General features: G+C 67.5%; 24 protein-coding genes and 3 pseudogenes. 15 read left to right on the top strand and 12 right to left on the bottom strand.

Annotation, left to right across the window (positions count from 1 at the left end; translation table 11 throughout):
- Positions 1-184 precede the first annotated feature (184 nt).
- On the top strand, positions 185-622 hold the full coding sequence (locus tag AB0J36_RS11730; RefSeq protein ID WP_363660465.1) for an SRPBCC family protein: 438 nt from the start codon (positions 185-187) through the stop codon (positions 620-622).
- 754 nt (positions 623-1,376) lie between these two features.
- Here the strand turns inward: AB0J36_RS11730 and AB0J36_RS11725 are convergent.
- Complete coding sequence (locus tag AB0J36_RS11725) at positions 1,377-2,648, bottom strand: MFS transporter (protein WP_357128559.1); 1,272 nt, start codon at positions 2,646-2,648, stop codon at positions 1,377-1,379.
- Between the two features lie 347 nt (positions 2,649-2,995).
- On the opposite strand from AB0J36_RS11725, the gene AB0J36_RS11720 reads away from it, so the two are divergent.
- Positions 2,996-3,895, top strand: coding sequence for an LLM class flavin-dependent oxidoreductase (locus tag AB0J36_RS11720; RefSeq protein ID WP_357392395.1), 900 nt, complete (start codon positions 2,996-2,998; stop codon positions 3,893-3,895).
- Positions 3,896-4,315: 420 nt separating this feature from the next.
- On the opposite strand, the gene AB0J36_RS11715 is transcribed toward AB0J36_RS11720, so the two are convergent.
- Both AB0J36_RS11715 and AB0J36_RS11710 read right to left on the bottom strand, forming a co-directional pair.
- Positions 4,316-4,675, bottom strand: a complete 360-nt coding sequence (locus AB0J36_RS11715) for a hypothetical protein (protein ID WP_363660464.1) — start codon at positions 4,673-4,675, stop codon at positions 4,316-4,318.
- A complete protein-coding gene (locus AB0J36_RS11710) occupies positions 4,672-5,181 on the bottom strand; it encodes a SigE family RNA polymerase sigma factor (protein WP_363660463.1) in 510 nt (169 codons plus the stop codon). Before AB0J36_RS11710 ends, AB0J36_RS11715 begins: the two co-directional genes overlap by 4 nt.
- A gap of 146 nt (positions 5,182-5,327) precedes the next feature.
- Here AB0J36_RS11710 and AB0J36_RS11705 point away from each other — a divergent pair.
- Together AB0J36_RS11705 and AB0J36_RS11700 are read left to right on the top strand one after the other, a co-directional pair.
- Positions 5,328-5,460, top strand: a pseudogene (locus AB0J36_RS11705) (IS5/IS1182 family transposase); the annotation flags it as partial.
- Positions 5,461-5,548: 88 nt separating this feature from the next.
- The gene (locus AB0J36_RS11700; RefSeq protein WP_363660462.1) at positions 5,549-5,779 is read left to right on the top strand and encodes a hypothetical protein; all 231 of its coding nucleotides are present in this window, start codon (positions 5,549-5,551) and stop codon (positions 5,777-5,779) included.
- A 3-nt stretch (positions 5,780-5,782) separates the two neighbouring features.
- Here the strand turns inward: AB0J36_RS11700 and AB0J36_RS11695 are convergent, their stop codons facing one another.
- Complete coding sequence (locus tag AB0J36_RS11695) at positions 5,783-6,703, bottom strand: LysR family transcriptional regulator (RefSeq protein ID WP_357128547.1); 921 nt, start codon at positions 6,701-6,703, stop codon at positions 5,783-5,785.
- 158 nt (positions 6,704-6,861) lie between these two features.
- A complete protein-coding gene (locus tag AB0J36_RS11690; protein WP_363660461.1) occupies positions 6,862-7,590 on the bottom strand; it encodes a GNAT family N-acetyltransferase in 729 nt (242 codons plus the stop codon).
- Between the two features lie 1,012 nt (positions 7,591-8,602).
- Here AB0J36_RS11690 and AB0J36_RS11685 point away from each other — a divergent pair.
- Positions 8,603-9,463 carry a class I SAM-dependent methyltransferase gene (locus tag AB0J36_RS11685; protein ID WP_363660460.1) on the top strand — a complete coding sequence of 287 codons (861 nt, stop codon included), beginning with the start codon at positions 8,603-8,605 and terminating at the stop codon, positions 9,461-9,463.
- A gap of 54 nt (positions 9,464-9,517) precedes the next feature.
- Here AB0J36_RS11685 and AB0J36_RS11680 read toward each other — a convergent pair whose 3' ends face one another.
- A complete protein-coding gene (locus AB0J36_RS11680; RefSeq protein ID WP_357128612.1) occupies positions 9,518-10,030 on the bottom strand; it encodes a MarR family transcriptional regulator in 513 nt (170 codons plus the stop codon).
- 105 nt (positions 10,031-10,135) lie between these two features.
- Between AB0J36_RS11680 and AB0J36_RS11675 the strand changes: the two genes are divergently transcribed.
- Positions 10,136-11,341, top strand: a complete 1,206-nt coding sequence (locus AB0J36_RS11675; protein WP_363660459.1) for an FAD-dependent monooxygenase — start codon at positions 10,136-10,138, stop codon at positions 11,339-11,341.
- A 265-nt stretch (positions 11,342-11,606) separates the two neighbouring features.
- Here the strand turns inward: AB0J36_RS11675 and AB0J36_RS11670 are convergent, their stop codons facing one another.
- Positions 11,607-12,158, bottom strand: coding sequence for a hypothetical protein (locus AB0J36_RS11670; protein ID WP_357128532.1), 552 nt, complete (start codon positions 12,156-12,158; stop codon positions 11,607-11,609).
- Between the two features lie 534 nt (positions 12,159-12,692).
- Here AB0J36_RS11670 and AB0J36_RS11665 point away from each other — a divergent pair.
- From AB0J36_RS11665 to AB0J36_RS11650, 4 genes and pseudogenes are all read left to right on the top strand, one after another.
- Positions 12,693-12,833: pseudogene (locus AB0J36_RS11665) on the top strand (TetR family transcriptional regulator); the annotation flags it as partial.
- The gene (locus AB0J36_RS11660; protein WP_363660458.1) at positions 12,834-13,262 is read left to right on the top strand and encodes a TetR-like C-terminal domain-containing protein; all 429 of its coding nucleotides are present in this window, start codon (positions 12,834-12,836) and stop codon (positions 13,260-13,262) included.
- Positions 13,259-14,080 carry an alpha/beta hydrolase gene (locus AB0J36_RS11655; RefSeq protein ID WP_363660457.1) on the top strand — a complete coding sequence of 274 codons (822 nt, stop codon included), beginning with the start codon at positions 13,259-13,261 and terminating at the stop codon, positions 14,078-14,080. The genes AB0J36_RS11660 and AB0J36_RS11655 overlap by 4 nt, the downstream gene beginning before the upstream one ends.
- 177 nt (positions 14,081-14,257) lie before the next feature.
- A complete protein-coding gene (locus AB0J36_RS11650) occupies positions 14,258-14,773 on the top strand; it encodes an alcohol dehydrogenase catalytic domain-containing protein (RefSeq protein WP_363660481.1) in 516 nt (171 codons plus the stop codon).
- Here AB0J36_RS11650 and AB0J36_RS11645 read toward each other — a convergent pair.
- The 4 genes from AB0J36_RS11645 to AB0J36_RS11630 form a co-directional block, all read right to left on the bottom strand.
- Positions 14,730-15,023, bottom strand: a complete 294-nt coding sequence (locus AB0J36_RS11645) for a hypothetical protein (RefSeq protein ID WP_363660456.1) — start codon at positions 15,021-15,023, stop codon at positions 14,730-14,732. The two genes, AB0J36_RS11650 and AB0J36_RS11645, sit on opposite strands and share 44 nt — an antisense overlap.
- A 249-nt stretch (positions 15,024-15,272) precedes the next feature.
- Complete coding sequence (locus AB0J36_RS11640) at positions 15,273-16,721, bottom strand: aldehyde dehydrogenase (protein ID WP_357361519.1); 1,449 nt, start codon at positions 16,719-16,721, stop codon at positions 15,273-15,275.
- 61 nt (positions 16,722-16,782) lie between these two features.
- On the bottom strand, positions 16,783-17,673 hold the full coding sequence (locus AB0J36_RS11635) for an SDR family NAD(P)-dependent oxidoreductase (protein WP_363660455.1): 891 nt from the start codon (positions 17,671-17,673) through the stop codon (positions 16,783-16,785).
- Positions 17,674-17,796: 123 nt separating this feature from the next.
- Positions 17,797-18,639 (bottom strand): oxidoreductase, encoded by an 843-nt coding sequence (locus tag AB0J36_RS11630; protein WP_357128511.1) that lies wholly within the window; start codon positions 18,637-18,639, stop codon positions 17,797-17,799.
- 177 nt (positions 18,640-18,816) lie between these two features.
- Between AB0J36_RS11630 and AB0J36_RS11625 the strand changes: the two genes are divergently transcribed.
- The gene (locus tag AB0J36_RS11625; RefSeq protein ID WP_357128508.1) at positions 18,817-19,362 is read left to right on the top strand and encodes a helix-turn-helix domain-containing protein; all 546 of its coding nucleotides are present in this window, start codon (positions 18,817-18,819) and stop codon (positions 19,360-19,362) included.
- Between the two features lie 478 nt (positions 19,363-19,840).
- On the opposite strand, the pseudogene AB0J36_RS11620 reads toward AB0J36_RS11625, so the two are convergent.
- Positions 19,841-20,152: pseudogene (locus AB0J36_RS11620) on the bottom strand (cation:proton antiporter); the annotation flags it as partial.
- Positions 20,153-20,375: 223 nt separating this feature from the next.
- On the opposite strand from AB0J36_RS11620, the gene AB0J36_RS11615 reads away from it, so the two are divergent.
- The 4 genes from AB0J36_RS11615 (at position 20,376) to AB0J36_RS11600 (ending at position 25,081) form a co-directional block, all read left to right on the top strand.
- Entirely contained in the window at positions 20,376-21,263 is an 888-nt protein-coding gene (locus tag AB0J36_RS11615) for an ABC transporter ATP-binding protein (protein WP_357128505.1), read from the top strand.
- Complete coding sequence (locus tag AB0J36_RS11610) at positions 21,260-22,888, top strand: hypothetical protein (protein WP_357392389.1); 1,629 nt, start codon at positions 21,260-21,262, stop codon at positions 22,886-22,888. Before AB0J36_RS11615 ends, AB0J36_RS11610 begins: the two co-directional genes overlap by 4 nt.
- 167 nt (positions 22,889-23,055) lie before the next feature.
- Entirely contained in the window at positions 23,056-24,405 is a 1,350-nt protein-coding gene (locus AB0J36_RS11605; protein ID WP_357128499.1) for a potassium transporter TrkG, read from the top strand.
- Complete coding sequence (locus AB0J36_RS11600; RefSeq protein ID WP_357128496.1) at positions 24,398-25,081, top strand: TrkA family potassium uptake protein; 684 nt, start codon at positions 24,398-24,400, stop codon at positions 25,079-25,081. Before AB0J36_RS11605 ends, AB0J36_RS11600 begins: the two co-directional genes overlap by 8 nt.
- The last annotated feature ends 93 nt before the right edge of the window (positions 25,082-25,174 follow it).

The raw sequence follows: 25,174 nt of genomic DNA, 5'->3' as shown, positions 1-25,174 counted from the left end.
CACACCCATCGGCAAGGCCGCCCAACCCGCACGCCGGCGTCTTACCCCACGGTCGCGGTAACGCGACCGAGTCGGCTGCGACGCCTGCCGCGGCGACGTTGTCGTTCGACGAGATGTTCTACCAGTAGCGACCCGATCCGTTGTCGCCCCGTAGGGCTCAACTCATATTCAAGGAGGCGCCATCGTGCGCATAAACAGCATCGACGAGCAAGCACCCGTCATCTCCAGGCACAGGATCGTGATCGCCGCCCCCATCGGTACCCTGTGGTGGCTGCACACCGATGTCAACGCGTGGCCGAACTGGCAGAAGGCCATCGATCGGTCGCACCTGGAAGACGACTTCCGGCCCGGCGCGACCTTTGCGTGGGAGACCTACAACCTCACCATCTCCTCCACCATCTACCAGGTCGAGCCGCAACGACACACGTTGTGGGGCGGACCCACCGAAGGCATCACGGGAATCCACTCCTGGACATTCACCCTCGTCGACGGTGGGGTACAGGTTGACACCGAGGAGTCCTGGAGCGGCGCCCCAGTGACCGCCGACGTTGCGGGCATGCAGACCGCACTGGATGGATCACTCAAGGCCTGGCTCGATCATCTCCACATCGCCGCGGAGTGACCTTCACCAGCCGCAGCAACTCGGCGTGACAGCTCGGACAAGTCGCAGCCCTCGCAGGCAAGACGCCATGTTCTACGGCGACATCTACCTCACCGACGACGCCACCGCCGCCACCGTCGGCTTACCCCGATACCGGCCCATCCCACCCCCCGCGAACTACCCCACCCGCCTCAGCGACGCCGCAGGCCCCCCACGCCGACCGCTTCGACCTACTCGACCGACTGCTCACCAAGGACCGACCCACCGAACCCCACTACTACCTCGCGTTCCTAGCCGTGCAACCCACCGCCAGACGCTCCGGACGCGCCACGGCCTTGCTCAACCAACACCGCAGCCGACTCGACCACGTGAACCTCCTGTCCTGGACCAGCACCACCACCGACGCCGAGAACATGCACATCCGCCACGGCTGCATACCACAACCGACCATCAACTGCCCGAAGGCCCAACCCTGAGCACCATGCGCCGAAACCCGCGTCATCACACCCCTGGCCAACCAAAGCCAGTCCCACCACAACCCAACGAATCCGCGCCATTCCATCCAGTTCCCTGAGCATGCGATCCGCAGGCCATCTGTCGACAGAAAGGACGACGACTCCCTCGCCGGGACCGCAAGCCGGACGGCCCCTCGCCTGCGCCTGTCATCCCCTGGACCTTCCGGTAACGCCAACGGCACCGCGATGTACCCGACATGCTCACCCCACTGTCGGACCGCTCAGAAGCTGTGCCCGACTCCACACACGCGCCATTCCCGTCACGAGTTGGCGCGGCCCGGCCGGCGCCCGTGCGCGCGGCTCGTGGCGATGACAGCCGCAGCCGCACCGACCGACAGTGCAATGGCGAAGCCGATCATCGTGGGTGCGAGCGGTACGTGCCGGATTATTACGCTGAACGCGATCGAGGGCAGTCCCATGCCGAGATACGCGATGACGAAGAAGACGGCGAGTACGCCAGCGCGCGACGCCGGCTCGGCTGCGATCGCCGTTTGCGTCACAGCGCCCTTGAACAACAGTCCCGCGCCACCGCCCGCCAGAATGGCTGCTACGAAAAAGAGCGATAGAGCCGGGTGGTAGAGCGAGACCGCGGTAAGGGCGAGCCCCGCCGGGAACATAACAGTTCCGGTCACGAGCAGCGGCCGCTGAGAGAGTCGGCCGAGGGCAATCTGGGTCACGGCGGAGGAGCCGAACGAGGCGAACAGCGCCAGCCCGACCACGAACTGCGACGTGATGCCCAGTTGTCCTCGGACGATGATCGCGCCGAGCGAGGAGAACAGGCCCATGACCGCGAAGGCGAAGAAGCCGATCACACCTGCGGTTCCGAACGCTACGCGCTGGCCGGCACGCAAGCGGAATCGATCGGGGCGGTCCTGGGTGCGCATCGTCCTGTCCACGGTCTCAGGGCTCAGCAGCACCAGGAAGAGCAGCACCGTCATCGCGACCGCGAATACCAGGTACGAGGTGGAAAGGGGACCGCGAACCCACTGAGTTAGAGCGCCGGCGACGACCGGGCCGAGAGCGAGACCACCGAGATTCGCCACCGATGCAACCAGCGCCGGGGTGGGCGATGCTGGCCGATCTGGATAGGCCCGGCGGTACAGGTCACTCAGGTAGGCGGTGGAAGTGGCAGTCATCAGGCCCACCGCGACGCCGGTCAACAGGCGCCCGATGATCAGGCCGGTCAGCGACGGCGAGGCCGCGAGGACCACTGCCGCCACAATGCCGACCACGAGGGCCGGTGCGATGATGCGGCGACGGCCCATCCGGTCGGAGAGGTGACCCAGCGCCAGGAAGCTTGCGGCCGCGCCGACGACCATCACTGCGAAGGCTACCGTGACGGTCGTGGCGCCAAAGTGGTCACGCGCCTGGTAGAGCGGCCAGAGCGGAGTGGGTACCGTGCCAAATGCCATCAGCGTTAGGAAAGCGACAGCCACGGACCAGAAGCCGGAGATGTGCGAGACCTGAGCCGTACGTGTTCCCGACGGCTGGGTCGCGGCCACTTGGTCCGCGACGGAAGGGGTGGTGCTCATGCGTCAGATGCCTTTCGAAAATCGTCTTCGAGGCGTCCCTATGGATGCCCACGAATAACAACGCTGTCTGTTCCAGATCGTATGCCGAATACGCCGCAGCCGCCGCAGATGGATTCCATCGCAAATACAGATGATCGGCCGGGGGCGGTGAAGCACGACTGCGCCTCAGATCGAGACCATCTCCGTCGCAGGTCGTCGCGACGCCCGTACAAGTGTCAGGCTGTGGGTTCAGCAGGACAGGAGCGTCGCTTCACTCAAGGAGAACCAGTGACTGAACCGTGGACGATAAGTCCGCCGACATCCCGGTCGCACGTGTTGTTGCCGCATCAATCGCAGCAGGCCGCACGATGAGTGAGGTGCATCTCGGACTATTCGTGCCGCTGACCCCGGCCGATCGGTCGGCCATCCACGACCGGGTGCTATCCGCCGAAGCGGCCGGTTTCGACTGGGTCGCATTGATGGACCATCCTTACGTGCCGGACAGCCTGGAAATCGTGGCACTCCTCGGCTACCTTGCATCCGCGACGACTCGCATCAATTTCGTGTCGAATGTCTTTAACCTGCCGCTACGGCCGGCAGCGATGCTCGCCAAATCCGCCGCGACGCTCGACATCCTGTCCGGCGGCAGGCTCGCAGTAGGACTCGGCGCGGGAACCCAGTGGGATCGAATCGAGAGCCTTGGCGGGCCGCAACTCAGTCCCGCAGAGGCATTCCAGGCCGTCGTCGAGGCGGTCGAGGTGATGCGGGCAGTCTGGGGCACTGCCGCGACGGTCACGGCTGGCGGCAGATTTCACCGGCTGCAGAACGCCGTCCCCGGGCCGCGTCCGATTCACCCTATCAAGCTGCTGATCGGTGGTGCGGGCAACCGGATGCTCGACCTCACAGGGCGGCGGGCCGATGGGTGGATCGCGCCAATCGGCACGCCGTTCGAGAGCAAGCCGGCTGCTCAGGATCGAATCAGCGCCGCAGCAGTCGCATCTGGGCGCGATCCCCGAGACGTGCAGCGGATCATCCAAGTGGTCGGATCGATTGTGGACCACAGCTCCACCACCGCCGCTCCTCGCAGCGGACCGGGCAACCAACCCGTCCGCGCGACCGCCGACGGTTGGATTGCAATCATTGTGGAGTTCGTCCGAGAGCGTGGATACGACGGAGTGAACCTGATTCTGGAAACGCACACCGATGAACAGGTACGACGGTTCGAAACCGACGTGCTGCCTGCCGCGCGCGCCGTCCTCAAAGGCTGACTTGGATGAAGTCGCTCCGATTCTGCGTACCCGGCTCCTGATGGTATGGCAACAACTTCGATCTATGACCTGCAGCCGCAACTCGCCGCAAACCGCCGGTACTGGACTGGCTGGGATGGCAGCGAGCCCGACACCGACCTGCCGATCTATCGCACGGGCCTCCCGCAAGGCCTGGAGTCCTACTGGGACACCAGGTCCACCACCCGCCGACTCAAGTGACACCTATTGCCGGTCGCTCTTAGCCGACAACGGCCGGCGATCGCCGCTGAGGATGCGGGATCGCCGGCCGAGGTCGGTCAGCGCTGCTTTCGATCCATCGTGGTCGTCATCTGCTGATATGTACGGCCCCTGCGCTCCGATTAGGCAGTTACGCCACCGCGACGACGGCGTCAGGTTGAGACATGAGAAGAGGGCTGTCGGTTACCGGGCGGGCTTGGTAGGCAGATCAGTCCCCGGGGCGGGCTTGGTAGGCAGATCAGTCCCCGGGGCGGGCTTGGTAGGCAGATCAGTCCCCGGGGCGGGCTTGGTAGGCAGATCAGTCCCGGGCAGCCGTCCGCTTGGCGCGGACGGCTGCGGGGTGGTGTGTTGGGTCGCTGCTACGGCGATCGGTGCGCCGAGCAGGATCGCGGCCAGCACGCCCGCCCCGCTAAGCATGATCGCGCTGCGTCGGCGGTGTCGGAGCCGTTGCTCGGCACGAGGCAGATGGTTGTTCATGATGAGTGCCTCCTCGGCGAGATCGGAGAGGGTGGTGCGGATGAGATGTTCGAGATGCGTGCTCATCGCCGTACCTCCAGGAGTTCGACGTCCGGCAGGAGCTCGCGCAGCCGCGTGACCGCGCGGTGGGTCCGGCTGCGTACCGTCCCAGTGGAGCAGCCCAGCGCCTCGGCTACCTGGGTCTCGGTCAGGTCCTCGTAGTAGCGCAGGACCAGCACCGTGCGCTGCGCCGGCGGCAGCAGCCGCAGCGCCGCGCGCATCGCCAGGCGGACGTCGGTGCCGCCGTTCGGATCGGGCTCGACTGGCTCTACCGCGCCGCTGAGCATGAACTCCCGACGATGGCGCAGCCGCCGCCACCAGCTGACCTGCTCCCGGTACATCACCGCTCGTAGGTAGCCCTCCGGGTCGGCGTTGCGTAGCGTCTGCCACTTCGGGATGGTCTTGGCCAGCGCTGACTGGAACAGGTCCTCGGCCGCGTGTCGATCGCCCGTGAGCAGATACGCGACCCGTATCAGCGCCGGTGTCCGGCTGGTCACGAACTCAGCCAGCTGCGCCCGGTCGTCCTCGTTCACCAACCCCCCCAGTCAATTGTTGTCACGTATAAAGACGCCGGAGACCGGTTCAGCTATCCACCCGCCGGGCACAATCTCTTGCCACACCGCGTACGGTCGAGCATCGGCTGGTGCAGCGGACGCAGCTGCTGCGCGCCGCGGGGGTCCATCCGCTGGGCTGTCACCGTCGACGGATCCCGGACCGGGTCGTGTTCGAGCACGTCGTAGCCGCTTTGGTCCATGGGATCCGGCTATGAACGCGTCGCGTCGGCTGACTGTTCGGACCGGACGATCCGCCGGTCGACCGCGGCAAGGGCGGCATGAAGCGCTGAACCAGCGCTGCGGCCAACCGGCACGACTCGCCACCGCTGCGCGACACCGTCGAAGCGTGCGGCGCCAACTCCGCCATCACTGGCCCGAGCAGGTCGCGGCCTACCTCGATCGCGCTTACGACAGTAACCGCACCCGTGAGCTGCTCTACGAGATAGGCTTCGACGCCGACATCGCCCACGAGGGCGTGCCCGCCCCGATCCAAATCGACAAGCGGTGGATAGTCGAGCGCACGAACTCGTGGATGAACGACGTCCGTCGCCGATCGGCCCGGTTCACCGGCGTGTGATTACTAGCCGACCGGGAATCCGCGCTGCTCGGCGGTGGCCTCCTGAAGGTGTTCGGCGAAGGCCCGAGCTGCGGCCGATAGCTCCTCGCCGCGAGGCAACGCCAGCTGTAAGTTCCTGGACGGATGGTGATCGCGAACTTCACGACGGAGCAGAACGCCGTCCGGGCGGGAAAGTGCGGAGAGAGCGACGCCCACCGGCGCAAACCCAATGCCCAACCCGGCTGCCACCAACTCGATGAGAAGTACCCACTCATTGACCTCGCAGCGAATCCGCCGTTGCAGGCCCTGGGCGGCGAACGCGGCGTCGTTCACAAGGCGTGCGGACCATCCCTCGTGAACTTCTACGAACCACTCCTCAGTTAGATCCCGCAGACTGATCTCGCCCATTGCGGCAAGGGGATGGTCGTTCCGGCAGATCAGCATCAGCGGCTCAGCGACGAGATCGATCAGCCGCACAGAGGTCTCCCTTCCCGGCAGGGATGGGACCACCGCACAATTCAATCGACCCTCCTCGACCTGCCGCACCATGTTGAGCGCGGAGTCCTGGGTGACGCGCACGTCGACGCCGGGATACATATGAGCGAAACCTGCCAACGAAGCCGCCAGCGGAACCAGGTATTCGGCAGACTGCATCGCGCCAACTCGCAAGGATCCGGTTAGCACCGCGCTCGTGTCCCGGACAAGGGCGCGAGCGTCGTGAGCCGCCGACAGAATCCGTCGTGCCGGCCCGAGCAGCGCCGCGCCTGCGTCAGTAAGACGGACCGGGCGCGTACCCCGTACGTACAGCAGCGAGCCCACGCTGCGTTCAAGAGCATGGATGGAGTTCGACAGGCCGGACTGGACGATCCTTTCCCGAACGGCAGCCTGGGTGACAGCGCCCTCCTCGGCCAATGCTACGAAGTGGCGCAGTTGACGCAACTCCATGCACCCAACCCCCGATCTGCGATGACTGTACGAGCATCCCGTCCATGGAGCGCGGAGATGCAATCGACGACGAATCTACCCGCAGACCCGTCTCGATTCAGTGATCCGTCCAACACGTTTGGCACCCACATGCTAGATACACGAATGCGTGAAGACGGTTACTCCGAGAGTCTGAAGAGACGGTAACGCGTCACCGTCTCGAAGCCGATCTTCTGGTACGCCCGCTCGCCCTCTTTGCTCGCCTGAAGGGTGGCGATGCGCCGGCCGGAGCCGCGGGTGATCTGCAGCGCCTCCTGGGTGAGAGCGGTCGCGATGCCGCGACGGCGGAAGCCAGGGTCGGTCGCAACGCAGTAGAGGGCCCCGACATCGGTGCCGAGCGATAGCGTGCACGTGCCGACGGTCTTGCCGTCGACGATGCCAGCAAGCCGGACCACGTCCAGGAATGCGAAATCCAACTCCCGGTCGACGACGACACCAAGGTCGCCGGAGAAGCCGAGCGGTCCCGCGTATGCCTCGACGTACTCCTGCATCTCCGCCCGGTCGACGACGGTCCGGATCTCCAGGCCGGCCGGCGCCTCGGTCTGCGCTACGGTTGTCACATCCACCGCCATGACCGGCATGTCGCCGATCTGCTCGGCGCCGCGGGCAATCAGTCCCTCGGCCGTGCCCTCATCGCTGTCCGCCCCCACCCACCAACCCCACCTTGAGCCGGTTAAGTGCTGCTTCGCCCCAGCGATTGCGGCGTCGAGCGGCTGATTTCGGGTGCGTAGCACTCCGTTGAGCAGGACGTGCTGAATGTGCGTGCGATAGGTCGGCAGGTCGGTGTCAGATGGAGCACCCGCCCAACCGCACCAGTACCGGCGGTTGGCGGCGAGCTGCGGCTCCAAGTCGTGAATCCATTGGGTTGTCATACCCTCAAGACTCGATCCGGCCGCCACAAGTTCGATTGCTGGGCCAGGAATTTTGAAGTGCTGGCTGCACGATGTGCAGTACAGCCGCACCTCAGTCACCTGGCCTTTCTTCTCGCCAACCAGCAAGATTCGTCCAGGTTGTTGGCCTCAATGATCTGCGGGACACGCCCCGACCTGACGGACGGCTCCCTTTCGGAGCCGCCACCAGACTCCGCGATTTGTGATCTTTACGCCGGGCGCGCCGCTGGTGACTGGTTAGGTGCCCGGGGCGCCCGGCTATCGTGGTTGGCGCGCCGGAGAGCGAACGGTTACCAGGTCGGAAGGGTGTAGCTCGCGCTGTCCACGCCAGTTCAGGTCATCACCGCGATGTCCACGAGGTCCGCTATCACGATCCGGCGCCGCAGGCTTGCGGCTCGCCGCCGTGACGGGCGGACCCTCGTGTCGGAGGTCACGCGGCCGCCACCATGGCGATCGACACCGCGATCCTCCCAAATGGAATGTTGGCGGCTGGACGGTATCGAGCAGGGCTTCACGATCGGCTACACAGCGCAACTTGCGGAGATGGGTGTGACGCCGCTTCTCCCCCGCGCTCGACGGCCGCGACTGACAGGTGACTCATGATCTCCGCCGCCGGGTAGGCGAGAGGCCGGCTGGACTGTGTCCAAACGGCCTCTGACCTGCGGTGCAATGTGGTGGACGATGCTGGTATCGAACCAGCGACCTCTTCGGTGTTGAACAGGACCCCGCACCGACCTTGACGTGCGGCAACGTAGACCCGTAGGCAGGGCTGGGTGCAGTTGAGCGCTGTTTGATGCCGTTGGACGCCCTTCAAGGCTGTTCAGGTCACCCCGCTGCTCCCACCCTGCTCCCCCAACCGGGCTCGCACCGGGCCGCCCACCGATCATGGTCAAGGCTGGTATACGAATGCCCGTGAGCGCGTCCGGGCTACGGTTACCCGGTGGCACCGGACAAGTGGGCACAGTGGCTCTTGACCCGCCGCGACGGCAACAGCGCGGGCTTGCGCGCCCGCAACGCCCGAGATCTGGCGGCATTCCGTGACGGCGTCCTTGAGGGAGCTGACCTAGCGGCCGACGACGTGGTCCTCGACGTGGGCTGCGGGACGGGACTGATCGGGTTCGGCGCGCTGGATCGACTCGGCCCGGACGGTCATGTCATTTTCAGCGATGTCTCACCGGATGTGCTCGACGAGTGCCGGCGCACCGCCACTGACGACCGGCGGTGCAGCTTTGTCGTCGCGTCCGCCGATGATCTCGCCGGAATCGCCGACGCCTCTGTCGACGTCGTGACCACTCGGTCGGTGCTCATCTACTCCGATCGCAAGCCCGCCGCCTTCGCGGAGTTCTTCCGTGTCCTGCGGCCGGGCGGCCGGATCTCCCTGTTCGAGCCCATCAACAGCTTCGCGATGCGGCTTCGGCCCGACGATCTGTTCGGCGTGGGCACCGCACCTGTGCACGACCTGATCGCCAAGGTACGCGATGTCTACCGGGGCACCACTGAGGAGACCACGCGACCGATGATGGACTTCGACGAACGTGACATTGTCGACTGGGCGGTGACCGCCGGTTTCGAGGCGGTGGAACTGGACTACCGCGCCCAGGTCGACGTGCCCGCCGACCCCATCGAGGACTGGGAGACACTCAAGCGCGTGGCACCCAACCCCTTGGTCCCCACGTACGGCGAAGCGACCGCCGCAGCCCTGACCGACGACGAACGCGAACGTCTCGACACGTACATGACCGCCCTGGCCGCGGCCGGCACGCCGACGCGCCGCACGATGGCCACCGCGTTCCTTCGCGCACGGCGTCCGCACAGCAGCAGCGCCGTTTAGCGGAGCGGTGTTCGCCCCAGGTCTGCTGATCGAAACCTGCGACACCTCGCACGTTCAGCTTGGTAGACCATCCGACCGCCGGCGTTTCCGCGTCGAATGTGGCCTGCCACCCTCACGGAGCCGGGTGGCCTCGCGCAGCGCCACTTCGCGGCCGGTACGGGCGAAGTCGGTTAGCAGGCGCAGTTGGTCGTCGGTGAACCCGGCGATGCGCTCGGTCAGGTACGCGGCCATCGGCTGGTAGAGCGCGGACAGTTCGTCGGTCCGGTCGGGCCTGGCGTGCACGGTGATCCGGCGGCGGTCGTGCGGATCATGCTTGCGGCGGACCAGGCGCTGCGCCTCCATCCGGTCGAGCATCTTGCTCACCGCGCCGGTGGTCATGCCCATCCGTTCGGCGAGCTGAGTGGGTGTGACGGCAAGACCCGCGCTGACGAGGTTGAGGCAGTGCAGGTCGTTGACCGGTACGCCGAGCTGGTCGGCGACCGCCGACTGGAACAGCGCGGTGGCACTGACGAACTGCGGGATCTCCACCCAGGCAGCCGCAACGAGCGCCTCGTGCCCCGTTGACATGCTCACCTCCATCAGGATAACTTCCTCAGGAAGTTACTTCTTGAAGAAGCTACCTGCTGAGTGGGATGACACCCCGTCGAAAGCCTAGAACAGGAACGAGATGGCATGGCTCACGCACTGATCATCGGCGGCGGTGTCGCGGGTCTCACCGCCGCCATCGCACTCCAAAAAGTCGGAGTCGACGCCAGCGTCTACGAGGCGTACGCCACCGCGGCTCACGACGTGGGTGCCAGCATGGGCATCTCCCTCAACGGTCTCGACGCGCTACGCACCCTCGACGCGCACACAGTCGTCCGCGACGCCGGATTTCCCGTACCCCGAGGCGTCATGTGGCTCGGCAACGGCAGATGCCTTGGCGAAGGACACACCGGCACTCCACTGCCCGACGGGACACTCCCCATCGTCATCGGCCGCTACGACCTGTACGCCGCGCTGCGTCAGGAGGCCCTCCGCCGTGGCGTGCCCATCCACCACGGCAAGCGCCTGGCCCACATCGGACAACGCGATGACCGGGTCGCCGCAGTTTTCACCGACGGCACGGAAGCTGTCGGCGACCTGCTCATCGGCGCCGACGGCATCGGCTCGACGACCCGGCACTTTGTCGACCCGCACGCACCACAACCCCGATACGTCGGGCTCGTCGGCACGGGCGGGATCACCCGCATCGCCACACCGCAGTCCGATCCCGGTGTGATGAACATGGTCTTCGGCAGGCGGGCGTTCTTCGCCTCCATGGCCAGTCCGGACGGCAGCGTCTGGTGGTTCGCCAATCTGCCCCGGGCCGACGAACCCACCGCAGCCGACCTTGCCGCGACTTCCGGCGCGCAATGGCAACAGCGATTACTGCAAGTCTTCGCCGGGGACAGGTCGCCGGCCGCGCAGCTCATCCGCGCGACACCGCCGGACTACACGTGGTTTCCCATGCACGACATGGATGCCCCGAAGCGGTGGCACCGCGGACGCGTCGTCCTGATCGGTGACGCCGCACATGTGAGCTCACCCAGCTCCGGCCAAGGCGCGTCGATGGCCTTCGAGGACGCCGTGCAACTGGCCCGCTGTCTGCGAGATCGAGACGATCCGCCTGCGGCGTTCCACGCGTACCAACGGTTGCGCGCCGACCGAGTCAGCAAGGTGCTGGCGGGAGCCAAGCAGGTCAACCGCAGCAAGGCGGCCACCGGCGTGAGTCGAGTCCTGCGCGACGTGACGTTCCCCCTGTTCGTGAGGAAATTCAGCACCCCTGAGGCGTTTGCCTGGCTGTACGACCACCGCATCGACTTCGACCGACCGATAGACGATCAGCAGCGTCCATAAGGCGTTTGATGCGAGGTCAGTCCACCTGCCAGCGTGGGTACGGCGTAAGCCGCGACCACCACGCCCGACAGCCAGTGCAAGGGCCGGCAGGCCGTGGGGTCGCGCCGCCTCTGCTCACCGACGCTGGGATGAGTGCCCTGGCTGACTCCGTCGACCTCAGCATGATCGCGTCCTGACCACGTTCCCCATGGCCTTGCTCGGACGAAACGAAGGAGCCGGCCGCCCCTACCACCGAGACCAGACGACCGGCCACCACGAAAATCAGCTAGTCGAGCTTCACGATGTACCCCTCGTCAGCGCACGCCGTCTGCAACCCCGACACGTGCGTCCCCATCGGCCCGATCAGCGCCAACGCACCCCCGCCGTCCTCCATGCCCTGCACTTGCCACAGAATGTCGATCAGCGCCGTCCCGTGCTCCCGGATCTTCGGCTTCCGCGAATCCTCGAAAATCTTCCGCGCTTCCCGGTACTCGGCCTCCGTCAACTTGTCGTCATCCGCCGACTTCGGTTTGCCGTCCATCTGCTTGCCGTCGGCCATCGCCTTGCAGGCGGCGATCCCCGAGTCCTCGCGAATGAACCCGTCGTAGACGGCGTAGCCGCCGACGCCGAGCACGAGAACGGCGGCGAGCGCGAGCGCGGCGACGATGAGCGGCTTACGGCTCGACTTGGCCGGCTGCGGCGGCACGGCCTGCCCGGGATAGCCGAACCCGGGTTCATGGGCGCCGACCTGGCCGGGCTGGTACTGCTGCGGCGGGTAGCCGGTGCCCTCCTGCTGGTTGGAATGCTGCGGCTGCTGGGTGTGGTACGGGTCGGTCAAGGACTGCTCCCCACGTGGTTGCTAACTTGTTGATGTTGGTTGGATCTTGTTCGCCGGGCTACAAACTGTCGGGTTGGTGACTGCGGTTGTGGCTGGTCAGGTGCGGACGTCTGCGGTTCGGCCCGCAAGGCTCGGGCCAACGGCCGAAGGGGGCGATCCCGCCGGCCCAACCCCCGGCAGACCGAGCAGCTGCGTACCGGCGCAACCGGCGGCGACGATCGTTCCGATCTTTGACCCCCGGAACGGCGTCAGGTCGCCCGGGTCGACGCGGCTCCTTCGATGGCCCGGTATTCCTGGAACGACTTCCATCCCTTCTCGCCGTAATCGTCCAAGTGGCATCGCCGCACGGTGTCTTCCACATTGTGCGATCCGTGTAGCGTTCGGTGACGGGCACGGGGCCGACGTCGTACACGCCGCTGCGGCAGCGCCTGCAGCGCGCCGGTTTGAACATGGCCTCAATCTGGGCGTTGGTGCGGCTCATGTCGGTTCCCCTTCGCGGCATCGCGGTCGCGGAGCTCTCGCAGGGGACAGGGTCTGACGACTGAGCGCGTCTCCGAGGCCGCGGCCGAGCTGGCCGACACGCTGGGCCTGGAACGCCTCACGGTCGCGGCCGTCGCCCGTCATTTCGGGGTTGCCGACGCCAGCCTCTACGGGCACGTTCGCAGCCGCGAGGCGTTGCTGCACAAGGTCGCGGTGCTGGCCGCGGCGGCGTTCGGCGACCGTCTCGCGCTCGCCGTAGCCGGCCACTCCGGGCGTCAGATCCTGATCGGTTTCGCCGACGCCTACCGGGCGTTCGCGGTGGCCCAGCCTGGGCAGTACGCGGCGACCCAGCTCCAACTCCCAGCCGAAATAGGCAAGTGCTCGGTCGGGCACCTACGGATGATCGAGCTGAGCTACGCGACTCTGCGGGGGTTCGGCCTCAAGGAGCCCTACCTGACCGACGCCATCCGATTCGTGCGGAGCACGCTCCGCGGGTTCGCGGCGCTCGAGACGGCCGAGGGGTTCGGGCATCCCCGAGACCTCGACGTGTCCTGGCGCGGTGTCCTGTGCGCCATCCACACCGCGCTCTCGAACTGGGAAACGACAGAAGGAGAGCAACGATGAACAGCAACGACGAGGAGATCCGATCGGCGGACGGCACCAGGCTACTGGTCCGGCGGGCAGGTGCAGGCGACCCCGTGGTCCTCCTGCACGGCTCGGGCGGCGGCCTGCACTCGTGGGCTTCGGTCGCCGCGCGGCTCGCTGGGTCGTACGAGCTGTGGATGCCGGCCCGACGCGGATATGGTCCCAGCGACGTCCCGGAAGGCCGCAAGTCGTTCAAGGACGACGTCGCCGACCTGCTGGCCGTGGTCGAGACGATCGGGCGACCGGTGCACCTGGTCGGCGGCTCGTACGGAGCCACGCTGGCGCTGCACATGGCGGCAGCCGAGCAGAGCCGGCTGCAATCGCTGGCCGTCTTCGAGCCGCCGCTGTTCGCGGCCGGACAGTCGATCGCGCCACTGCTCGACCGCTATCAGGCGGCCCTCGAGCGGGAGGACGCGGGTGAGATGTCTACCGTGCTCAACGACGTGACCCGGGGGCCACCCGCAATCGCCGCGGCCTTCGCGGCCGCCCCAGGCGACAAACGACCTGACCCGGCCGAGGCCCGGCGTTCGGCGATCGGATGGCTGCACGACCTCGAAGCGCTTACCGACGACAGCACAGGCACAGCCCGCTGGTCGTCGATCACCGTCCCGACGCTGCTGATGCAGGGCGCCGACACCTGGGGGCCGACGCCTACCACCATGAACGAGCTGGCCGCGGCTATCCCCACAGCGCGCCGGGTCATCTGGTCACGCCAGTCCCACTTCGCGACCATGACCGCCCCCGACCTGGTGGCCGATGCACTCCGCGACTTCTTCGCAGGACCCGACAGTCGCTGAGCGGCACCGAGAGCACCGCATGACACGGCGTGACCACCCGAGGTGCGACCGCCAGAGCTTGTCCGAACGGCGAGGAGCGGTGATCACGCGATGAAGGCGGTGCGATTCCACGAGTACGGCGGGATCGATGCCCTGCGGATGGATGAGGTGAGGCGACCGACCCCCGGCCCCGGGTAGCTGCTGGTCAAGGTCCGCGCGGCTGCGGTCCAACCCGGCGAGGTGATGATCCGCAGGGCGCGGCATGGGCGGTGGCTGGCGAGGTTCCGCTCTAGGCAGGGCAGCGATCTGGCCGGCGTCGTGGCAGAGGCCGGCCCCCAGGTTCGTGGCATCGCAGTGGGTGACGAGGTCCTCGGCTTCACCCACACCAGGGCGAGCCATGCGGAGTTCGTCGTGGTCGATGACATGAATCTGACCCTGCGGCCGGAAGGGCTTTCGCCGACCATCCCCGCCTCCCCAGCGGATCCAGACTCCACACGACCTGGTCACGCTCCTGCGCAGCAGGAAGATCACCATCGTCTGCCACCAGGAGCACTGCACACCAACAACAGAAAGATCCGCGCAGGTCAACCTGCGCGGATCATAATCTATTTAGAGCATCCACGCTTAGCGTGGGTGTTCATGTGCTTAACGTACCAGCTCACGCCCTGTTTCAAAGACGCGTCCCCATTGAGTGGCGCGTTGAGAAGTTTATAGATGCCGTGGCGATTAGCTTGAGCGGTTCGCTCGAGCCAGGCAGGCGGGCCTTGACGGCGTCGAGGAGAACGCCTTCGAGGAGGCTGCCGAGCATGATGACGGCACTGGAGTAGGCGCCGTTGCGGTCGCAGATCCATGCTTCGTTGAGTCGGCTTTCGAGGATGGTGGCGAGGTCGGCGTCGCGGACGAGGTCGGCCAGGCCCCGCGCCGGGCCCTCAGCATGCCAACAAAGCGGCAACAGAAACGCCAACCAACTTCATCGAACAGCAGCTATGGATTCCCACTCTAGTGAAAGACCGAGGCTAATCCTCGAAGGAGACCTGCGCGCCGCCGCTGGGCTATCTCCTCCGGGGCCTGGCACTGGATTACCTGCCCGACGAAAGTCGCGAGGAGTTGGGGCACCTTGCCTGCGGCCGAGCGGGGGCGCAGGTGGTGAGCGCCACGGATGCGGCCGGCGGGGACCGGGGCGCACCAGCGATTCAAAGCCCGCCGTCGGCTGTCACCGCAGGCGGGTGACCGTCTTGTGCTCGATGTAGCCGGTCAGGCCGACCTGGCCGTACTCGCGACCGAGGCCGCTGGCCTTGTAGCCGCCGAACGGGCCATCGAAGCTAATCGGCGAGCCGTTCAATGTGACAGTGCCGGTGCGCAGTCGGCGGGCCATGTCCAGTGCCCGCTCGGGGCTCGTCGTCCAGATTCCGCCGGAGAGACCGTAGTCGGAGTCGTTGGCTATCCGCACTGCCTCGTCCTCGTCGTCGTAGGCGATCACGGCCAGGACCGGGCCGAAAATCTCCTCCTGCGCGATGCGCATGTTGTTGGTGACATCGGCGAAAACGGTCGGGGTGACGTAGTTGCCCTGCTCCAGGCCCTGGGGCACCTCGGGGCCACCGGTCACCAGGCGGGCGCCTTCCGCGATACCCAGCTTGATGTAGTCGATCACGCGGTGCTGCTGGTCCGGCCGGATCATCGGGCCGACGAAGGTGTCCGGCTCTGACGGATCTCCGACCTTCAGCGACTCCACCATCTCCTTCAGCGCCGCGACGACCTCGTCGTAGCGGCTGCGCGGCGCCAGGATCCGGGTCTGCAGGATGCAGGCCTCGCCGTTGTTGCCCAGGGAACCGAAGCGCAGCCCCTGCATCACGGCGGGCAGGTCGGCGTCGGCCAGGATGATGGCGGCGGACTTGCCGCCCAACTCCAGGCCAACCCGCTTGAGGTGCTCCCCGGCGATCGAGGCGATACGACGGCCGGCCCGGGTCGACCCAGTGAACGAGATCTTGTCAACGTCCGGGTGCGAGACGAGGTATTCGCTGGTCTCCCGGTCCGCCGGGAGAATGCTGAGCACGCCATCGGGGAGGCCGGCCTCGTGCCAGAGGTCGGCAAGCAGCATCATGCTCAGCGAGTTCTCCGGGGAGACTTTCAGTACCACGGTGTTGCCGGCCAGCAGCGCGGGGACCAGCTTGGCGGTGGCGGCGGAGAACGGCGAGTTCCACGGGATGACCGCGGCGACCACGCCGATCGCCTCGCGCCGAACGATGGTGTCGAAAGCCACCGTGGGGTCGGAGGGCTCGACGACCTCTTCCCAGCCGAACTCCTCGGCCGCCTTGAGGTAGGCGTTGACCTGCCGGGTCAGGAAAGGCTGGCCGGCCTTCGTGAACCAGCCGGCCGATCCGTTCTCGGCCGAGATCGCTGCCGCAATCTCGTCGGCCCGCGCGGCGCGTAACGCGTCGTAGCGGCGGATGACCTCTTGGCGCTCCTCCGGGATCGTATGCGGCCACGGCCCGTTGTCGAACGCCGTGCGGGCGGCGGCGACAGCCGCGTCCACATCGGCGTTGGCGGCCTGGGCCACCTGGCCGAGCACGGACTGGTCGTGCGGGGAGCGGATCTCCAGCAGCTTCGAACTGCTGGGCGTCATCCAGGTACCGCCGATGTAGAGCTTGTCGCGAACAATCATCAGTCACGTCTTTCTAGTGAGGGGAGGGAAATCGGGCGTCAGGCGCGGTGGGGCGTGCGCCCTAGCTGATTGGGGAAGTTGGGGGGCGGACCATCTTGGCGACCGAGGTCTCGGTGAAGTCGCCGAGACCGTCGAGATCCGTGGATTGGCTCACCTCGCGCCACGCGGCGTCCTCCGTGGCCCGGGCCTCGGCGATCAATGGCGCGAGCCAGGCCGCGTCCGAGCCCAGGAGGAGCCGCGCCGGCGGCTGCGGCTCCTCCGTGATCCGCAGGATTACCCGCGCCATTTTTGCTGGATCGCCGCGCTGCACGTCCGGATTGTTATGGTACGTCCGTACGAAGGCGCCAACTGTCTCGTCGTACTCGTCCTGCATGGGCGGCACGGACATCGGGGCAGCCGCCCACGGCGTCCGAATGCCGCCCGGCTCGACCAGGGTGGCGTGGATGCCGATCGTCTCCACCTCGCGGGCGAGGATCTCCGTGAAACCGCCCAGCGCCCACTTGGCCGCCTGATATGCCGCCAGGCCGGCCTGGGCGCGTCGGCCGCCAATCGTCGAGACGTTCACGATGCTGCCGGAGCGCTGTGGGCGTAACACCGGCAGGGCGGCCCGCACCATGTTGACCGCACCGAAGAAATTGATCTCGACGATCCGGCGAAACTCGTCCTCCGGCATGTCTTCAATCGAGCCGACGCTGCGGTATCCGGCGCTGTTCACCAGCACGTCGAGGCGGCCGAACTCGCTGACCGCGTACTGGACCGCCGTCTGTGCGTCAGCGCTGGAGGTCACGTCGACTGCGAGTACGCGCAACCGGTCCTGCTGTTGGTCGGGCACCGGCAGGACGTCGGTGGTCAAATCCGTCGCAAGCACGTTGTGCCCGGCCTGCAGCCCGGCATCGACCAGGTGCCGACCGAGGCCTCCGCCCGCTCCGGTCACCAAGAGTGTCTTTGTCATTGCGTCTCACCCACACTTTCACGGAATTTCGGGGCACGGCTGCGCCCTCCACACCGAGCCGCGACAAGCGGCCTGAGCGCATGCTCGGCCACGAACAGTCCGCAGGTCGCCGGGCTCTGGCGGTCAGGACTCAACCGGGTGGTCCGTGGAACGACTGACCTCGGCCCACGTCCGGGCCTCCGTGTTGCGCTCGTCGCCCGATTGCAACGCGATCTCCAGGGCGTCGCTGCCGAGCAGCAGTCGGCGAGGGGGCTCCGGCACGTCGAGGATGTCGACGATCGCCTTTGCCATCCGGGCCGGGTCACCAGGCTCGTTGCCGGCGTAGGCCGCGAACCGCTCCAACCACGCGCCGACGGTCTGCTCGTAGCCCTTGCTGAGCTGGCCGGAGGCGGTCGCGGCCCCGGCGGCCCAACCGGTACGGATGCCGCCCGGCTCGACGATCGTCACCTTGATGCCCAACGGGGCGACCTCGTTCGCCAGCACCTCGGAGAAGCCCTCGACGCCGAATTTCGCCGTCTGGTAGGCGCTGAGGCCTGGGGTGCCGCCGACCCGCCCGCCGATGGACGAGATCTGCACGATGTGTCCGGCGCGCTGGCGGCGCAGGACGGGCAGCGCCGCCCTGGTCACGTTGACGGTTCCGTACAGGTTTGCGTCGACCTGTGCCCGGAACTCATCCTCCGGGAAGTCCTCCACCGAACTGCTGGCGGCGTAACCGGCATTGTTGATCACCACGTCGAGGGAGCCGAACTTGTCGACGGCCGCCGCGACCACGTCGCGGCACGCCTCAGGCGAGGTGACGTCCAGCGGCAGGGTCAGGAGCCGCTCCGGGTGCTCCCGAGTCAGGTCCGTCAGCGAATCTGGGTTGCGCGAGGTCACCGCAACTCGATCGCCTGCCCCGAGTGCCGCCAGGGTCAGGGCCTTCCCGAGACCCTGGGAACCGCCGGTGATCAGCCATGTCCGTGCCATGGTGCCTCCTTCTGTCTAGAACTGAACCCACTCGGATTCAGCCTGCCTGTGCCACGAGATGTGCGTAGCAGATTCTCACCTAACCACCACTTGACTGTAGCACTAACTGACTTGAGCAGCTCCTCTATGAGGATGATCGTGAGGTTATCTACTACCACTGTTACGCTTGGAGCTATCATGAGAGCTGACGCCGCCCGCAACCTCGCTGCCGTCCTGCGCACCGGGGCCCGCCTGCTGGCGGAGGACCCGAGCACCTCGATCTCCGCCATAGCCAGCGCGGCGGGAGTGGACCGCACCACCGTTCACCGCCGCTTCGCCAATCGCGAAGCCCTGCTCAGCGCCGTCTTCCAGGCCAAGCTCGACTCGGCGGAGCGAGTCCTCGACGACTCGCGGCTTACGGAGGCGCCGGTAGCGGTCGCATTGCACCGCTACGTGGAAGGGATCATTCCGGTCAGCCGTGACTGGCCCGTCGACACGCGCCACATGATGCGCGCGGATCCCGCCGCCGACAGACGACGTCAGCAGCAGAGTCAGCGACTGAATGACTTCCTCAAACGCGCTTCCGATGAGGGCTACCTTCGCCCCGACACCTCCCCGGCCTGGGCGCGGGCGGTCCTCGACCAACTGGTGGAGACCGCCGCCCATCACTTCCCCGAAACGGCTCCCCCACGGGCGGCCGACCTGGTCGTGGAGACCTTCCTCAACGGCCTCGGCCCGTCGTGACAACCGGGAGCCGCCACCGAAGTTCGGCCTAGGTCCGGGATCCCGCTTCTCCGGCACCAGGGGTCGGCGGTGTCACATTGACGGCTGATCTTGGTTGTTGCAGTGGGCTGCTTCCTCAATCGCCAGCGCCGCACCTGCGGCGGCGACACGACCTGGGATCGGGCCCAAGGCGACGGCGCAGCCGCAGCTCGATGCCATCACTGTGACCCGCGAGAGCTCCACCGGCCCGGTGCACCGGCTTCGTCGGGAGCGTTTGCGTGTAGTTCGACCCGCGCTTCGAGTCCGACGACTCGCGATACAAGCGCAGAGCGCGATGACGTAGCTCGTCGGGGTACTTCTTCGGTGCTGCCACGGACGACTTGCTCCCCCATTGGCCACCGCGCCGAAGTTACCGCTGGGATGTGACACTCTCAGCGACCGGCCGAGAGGCTCCCAGGGCTGGCAATCCCCCTGGTCGAGTTGCCAATGTCGGCGGCGGAAGCACCGCGGTGATCGGCAGGGTGAGCGGTAGTCCCCAACCGAGTGCGCGTCCGGGCAGCCGCCACGCCGAGCGGAGGTCTGCCCAACCGACCCGCATCCCGTCGGTGAACAGCACCGCGAACAGCGCCAGCTCGGCGAGTTGCGCCACGATCGGCGAGTCGGCGCGCAGGTGCAGCACACCGGTGGTGTCCTCGCCGAGCAAAAACCCAGCAAGCAGGAACAGCGCCGCGGTGGACAGGATGGTGCGGTGTGCCAGTGCCGAGACGAGCACAGCGGCCAGCAGGACGGCGGCGAAGCACAGCAGCAGCAAGGAAACCCCTCCGAGAGCGCGAACCAGCACGGTGCCGACCAGACTTCCCGGCGCTCCACGGATCCCGGTGATCGTAACGGCCACCGACACGAGACGCGACTACGGCCAGCGCCAGCCGGATTCGCTGCCCTATCCCCGAGGTGACATACCGGAGTACCGTGATGGCCGGTGTGCCGGGAAGCCTGGTCGGCAGTCGTGCAACGTCGTCGACCGGAGGGACCGTATGACTGCGTCCGCCATCCGCACCCATCGCCTGACCAAACGCTACGGCAAACTGCTGGCCCTGGACGAGCTGAACCTCGACGTGCCGGCGGGCGAGGTGTTCGGGTTCCTCGGCCCGAACGGTGCCGGGAAGTCCACCACGATCCGGCTCCTGCTCGGACTGGCCCGGCCCACCGCCGGCCAGGCCTGGATCTTCGACGCCGATGCCGGGGACGTTTCCGCGGCTCACCGGCTGCTGGCGTACGTGCCGGCCGACGTGGCGCTGTGGCCGCAGCTCACCGGCGCGGAGACCCTGGAGCTACTCGCCGCGACCGGGCCGGCGGTCGATCGCGCTTACCGGGACGAGTTGGTCGAACGCTTCGCGCTCGATCTGTCCACCCCGGCTCGCGCCTATTCCACCGGTAACCGGCAGAAGGTCGCCCTGATCGCGGCGTTCGCCACCCGCGCCCCACTGCTGGTCCTCGACGAGCCGACCAGCGGCCTGGACCCGCTGATGGAGCTTCAGTTCCGCCGTGCTGTCGCGGTCGCCCGGGACAATGGGCAAACCGTCTTCCTCTGCTCGCATCAGCTCGCCGAGGTCGAAGCGGTCTGCGACCGGGTGGCCATCCTGCGCAGTGGTCGACTCGTCGACGTCGCGGGCGTCAGTGCACTGCGCCGGCTGCGGCGCACCGAGGTGACCGCCCGGTTCAGCGGCTCCGTACCCGACCTGCGCGACGTAGCCGGGGTGGAACTCGTCGCTCAGGACAGCGGCATGCTCCGCTTCACGATGACCGGACCGCCGGCACCGGCACTGCGCGCCCTCGCCGCCACCGACGTCACCGCGCTCACCGTCCGGGAGCCGAGCCTGGAGGAGATCTTCCTCGGCTACTACGGGGAGACGTCCCGATGACCGTCATCGTCGCACCGGAGCATGCCCGGCCGGTCCGCGCGAGCGCTGGTGGGACCGTTACCCGCCTGGTCGTCCGGCAGGTACGTCGTGGAACGGCCATCGTGCTCACCGTGGTGGTCGGCATGTCGGTGCTCGTCGCCGTCACCTACACCGAGACGATCAGCGACGGTGGCGGCGCCGAGGCCCTCGCCGCGCTGGCCGGTAATCCGGCGATCCGCACCCTGTTCGGCGAGCCCGTCGGCCTCGACACCGTCGGCGGTTTCACGGTCTGGCGCACCGGCACCGTCCTTGCTGTGCTGTTGTCGGTGTGGGGAGCGCTCGTCACCACCCGCGTCACCCGGGGCGAGGAGGAAGCCGGTCGCTGGGACCTGCTGCTCGCCGGACGATTGGGCCGCAGCGCACTACTCGCCCGGCACCTCGCGGTGCTGACGGCCGCGATGATCCTTGTGGGGGCGGCGCTCGCCACGGCGCTCGCCTCGGTCGGCACGCCGGTGCGGGGGGCGGTCGTACACGCCACCGGTCTGGCGTTGGCCGGTGCGGTGGCGGTCGCGGCGGCGGCCCTCGCCGCGCAGGTCTTCCCGGCCAGGTCCGCGGCGACCGGAGCCACGCTGGCGTTTCTCGGGGTGGGACTACTGACACGGATGGTCGGCGACGGAGTCACCGTCCTCGGTTGGCTGCGCTGGCTGCCACCATACGGTCCACTGGCATTGGTCGGTCCGTACCGGAACGACCGGTTGGCGCCCCTGGCCGTTCTCGGGTTCACCGCGATCGCGCTCACCGTCGGCGCGCTCGCCCTGATGCGGCGGCGGGACGTCCGGGAAGGACTCCTCTCCCCCGCTTCCGGACGGCCGGCACGGCTGCGGCTGCTCGGCTCGGTAACGGCCTTCAGCGTTCGACGGCTACTGCGGTCGTTGGCGGGTTGGTCGACCGGGGTCGGCGGGTACTTCCTGCTGATCGGTCTGCTCGCCGAGTCGCTGACGACGTTCCTCGCAGACAATCCGCGCTTCGCGGACCTGGCGGCGCAGGCCGGCTTCGCCGGCCTGCACACCGTCCGCGGGTACGCGGCCACGCTCTTCGCCCTGCTCGCCATACCGGTTGGCGCGTTCACCGCCGTCCGTCTCGGCGCGTTCGCCGCAGCGGAGACCAGCGGCCGCCTGACCCTGCTGCACGCCGGGCCGACCACCCGCGTCCGGCTGCTCGGCGCCGAGATCCTCACCACCACGGCGGGCGCGGCGGTCCTCGTCACCGTCGCCGCAGTGGCCGCATGGCTGGGCTCGAACCTGGTCGGTGCCGGGTTGCCACTGCCGGCGGCGCTCGCCGGCGCCTGGAACGTCCTCCCGGTCGTGCTGCTCAGCCTCGCCGCAGCGGTCGTCACACTCGGTCACACGACGCAGGGTGTGGTGGCGTGGGGCGTGGTGCCGACCGCTGGTGGGTTCCTGCTCACGGTCGTCGCCGACAGCGTCGACGCGCCGGGCTGGGTACGCGGGCTTTCGCCGTACACCCATCTCGCGGCCGTGCCCTCGACGACGCCGGACTGGCCGGCGATGGCCGCCATGGTCGCGGTGGCGGCCCTGGCCCTCCTGGTCGGCCTGGCGACATACCGGAGACGCGACCTGCGGCTGTAGCCCACCGGTCCGCGCGGTGAGCTGATGGGTGGGGCGACCGTCCCGAACGGCCGTGAGAGCATGCGGTTCATGATCCGGACCGGCCAGATGACCCCATGGGGCGTGCGCGCTAGGGGCGCCGGCGTGGGCACCCGGCGCACCGGCGCGGCCGACGGATGCTAGACCCGGTGCCGACGTGGCAGCGGCGAAGTAGGCGACTGTGGCATCCCGCGCAGGTCATCGCGGTCGGCTTCGGCACGGCGGTGGCGGTCGGTACCGGCCTGTTGTCGCTGCCCGTGGCCACCCGTTCCGGCCAGCGCGCCGAACTGATGGATGTGGTTTTTACCGCGACCTCGGCGGTGTGCGTGACCGGCCTGGTCACCGTCGACACCGGCAGCTACTGGTCCAGCTTCGGCCAAGCGGTGATCCTGCTGCTCATTCAGGCCGGCGGCCTGGGCATCATGACGCTGGCGACGTTGTTCACCGTGCTGCTGTCGCGGCGACTTGGCCTACGGGCCCGGTTCCTGGCACAGGCGGAGACGAAGAGCCTCGACCTCACCGACGTGCGCGCGGTGGTCCGCCGGATCGTGCTGTTCAGCCTCGCCAGCGAAGCCGTCGTCGCGGTGGTGTTGACGCTCCGGTTCATCACCGGCTATGACGAGCCGTTCGGCGAGGCGCTGTACGACGGGGTGTTCCACGCGGTGTCGGCGTTCAACAACGCGGGCTTCTCCACCAACGCCGACAGCCTCGTCGGCTACGCCACCGACCCCTGGATTTGCCTGCCCATCGCCGCCGCGGTCATCCTGGGCGGGCTGGGCTTTCCGGTCGTGTTCGAACTGCTCAAAGGCTGGCGCCGCCCCGCGCTCTGGTCGGTGCTGACCCGCATCACCCTCGCCCTCACGGGTACGCTGCTCGTGCTCGGCACCCTTGTGCTCACCCTCGCCGAGTTCTCCAACCCGCGTACCCTCGGCCCGCTCGGCGGCGGGGAGAAACTGTTGGCCGGGTTCTTCGCCTCGGCCATGACCCGCACGGCCGGGTTCAACAGCGTCGACATCGGCGGGATGCGGCCAGAGAGCCTGCTCGCCAGCGACGTGCTGATGTTCATCGGCGGTGGCAGCGCCGGCACCGCCGGCGGGATCAAGGTCAGCACCTTCGGGCTGCTGGCATTCGTGCTCTGGTCGGAGATGCGCGGCGAGCTCCACGTCAACGTCGGCCGGCGGAGCATCCCCGCGAGCAACCAGCGCCAGGCGCTCGCGGTCGCCCTGCTCGGGGTCGGCGCGGTGGTCACCGCCACCTTCGCGCTGTTGGCTATCACCTCGTACCGGCTCGACGTGGTGCTGTTCGAGGCGGTGTCCGCGTTCGCCACCGTGGGCCTGTCCACCGGCATCACCGGAAACCTACCGCCGCAGGCGGACCTGCTGCTGGTGGTGCTGATGTTCGCCGGCCGGGTCGGTCCGCTGACCCTGGCCTCGGCGCTGGCGCTGCGCGAACGCAACCGCCGCTTCGAGTTACCCGAGGAAAGGACGATCGTTGGCTGAGGCACGCACCGAACCCGTGGTCGTGATCGGGCTGGGCCGGTTCGGCTCCGCCCTGGCCCTGGAACTGGTCAGCCGAGGAACCGAGGTTCTCGGCATCGACCACCGCCCGAAGGCCGTCCAGGCCCTCTCCGGACAATTGCCACACGTCGTCACCGCCGACTCCACCGACATCGAAGCCCTGCGGCAACTTGGCCTGGCCGAGTTCCACCGCGCCGTGGTGGCCATCGGCACGGACATCCAGGCCAGCATCCTCACCACCAGCCTGCTGGCCGAACTCGGCATCCCCGACATCTGGGCCAAAGCAATCAGCGGCCAGCACAGCAACATCCTCACCCGCGTCGGCGCCCACCACGTCGTCGCACCCGAGCACGACATGGGCGAACGCGTCGCCCACCTGCTCTCCGGGAGAATCCTCGACTACGTCGAAGTCGACGCCGACTTCGCCGTCATCAAGACCACCCCACCCCGGGACATCGTCGGCCTGCCACTACGCGAATCCCGCCTCCGCAGCAAATGGGGCGTCACCGTCGTGGCCGTCAAACCCCAGGCAGCGGTACCCGGCGGCAAACCCCGCGCCTTCACCTACGCCACCCCCGAGACCGTCCTCGCCTACGGCGACCTCATCCTCGTCGTCGGCACCCTGGACAACGTCGAACGTTTCGCCACCACCGATTAGCACGCCACTGTCCGTCAGTGGACGTTAGATGCCGGTCACGGTTCCGTCTTCTGCGGGCTTGCCGGGGCGCTCCTGAACGATTGCGGGGTCGAT

Source organism: Micromonospora sp. NPDC049662, from assembly GCF_040675055.1.
In the GTDB taxonomy this organism is placed as follows: Bacteria; Actinomycetota; Actinomycetes; order Mycobacteriales; family Micromonosporaceae; genus Micromonospora.
The sequence above is the reverse complement of the archived record's forward strand: the minus strand, read 5'-3'. Positions and strand labels throughout refer to the sequence as shown.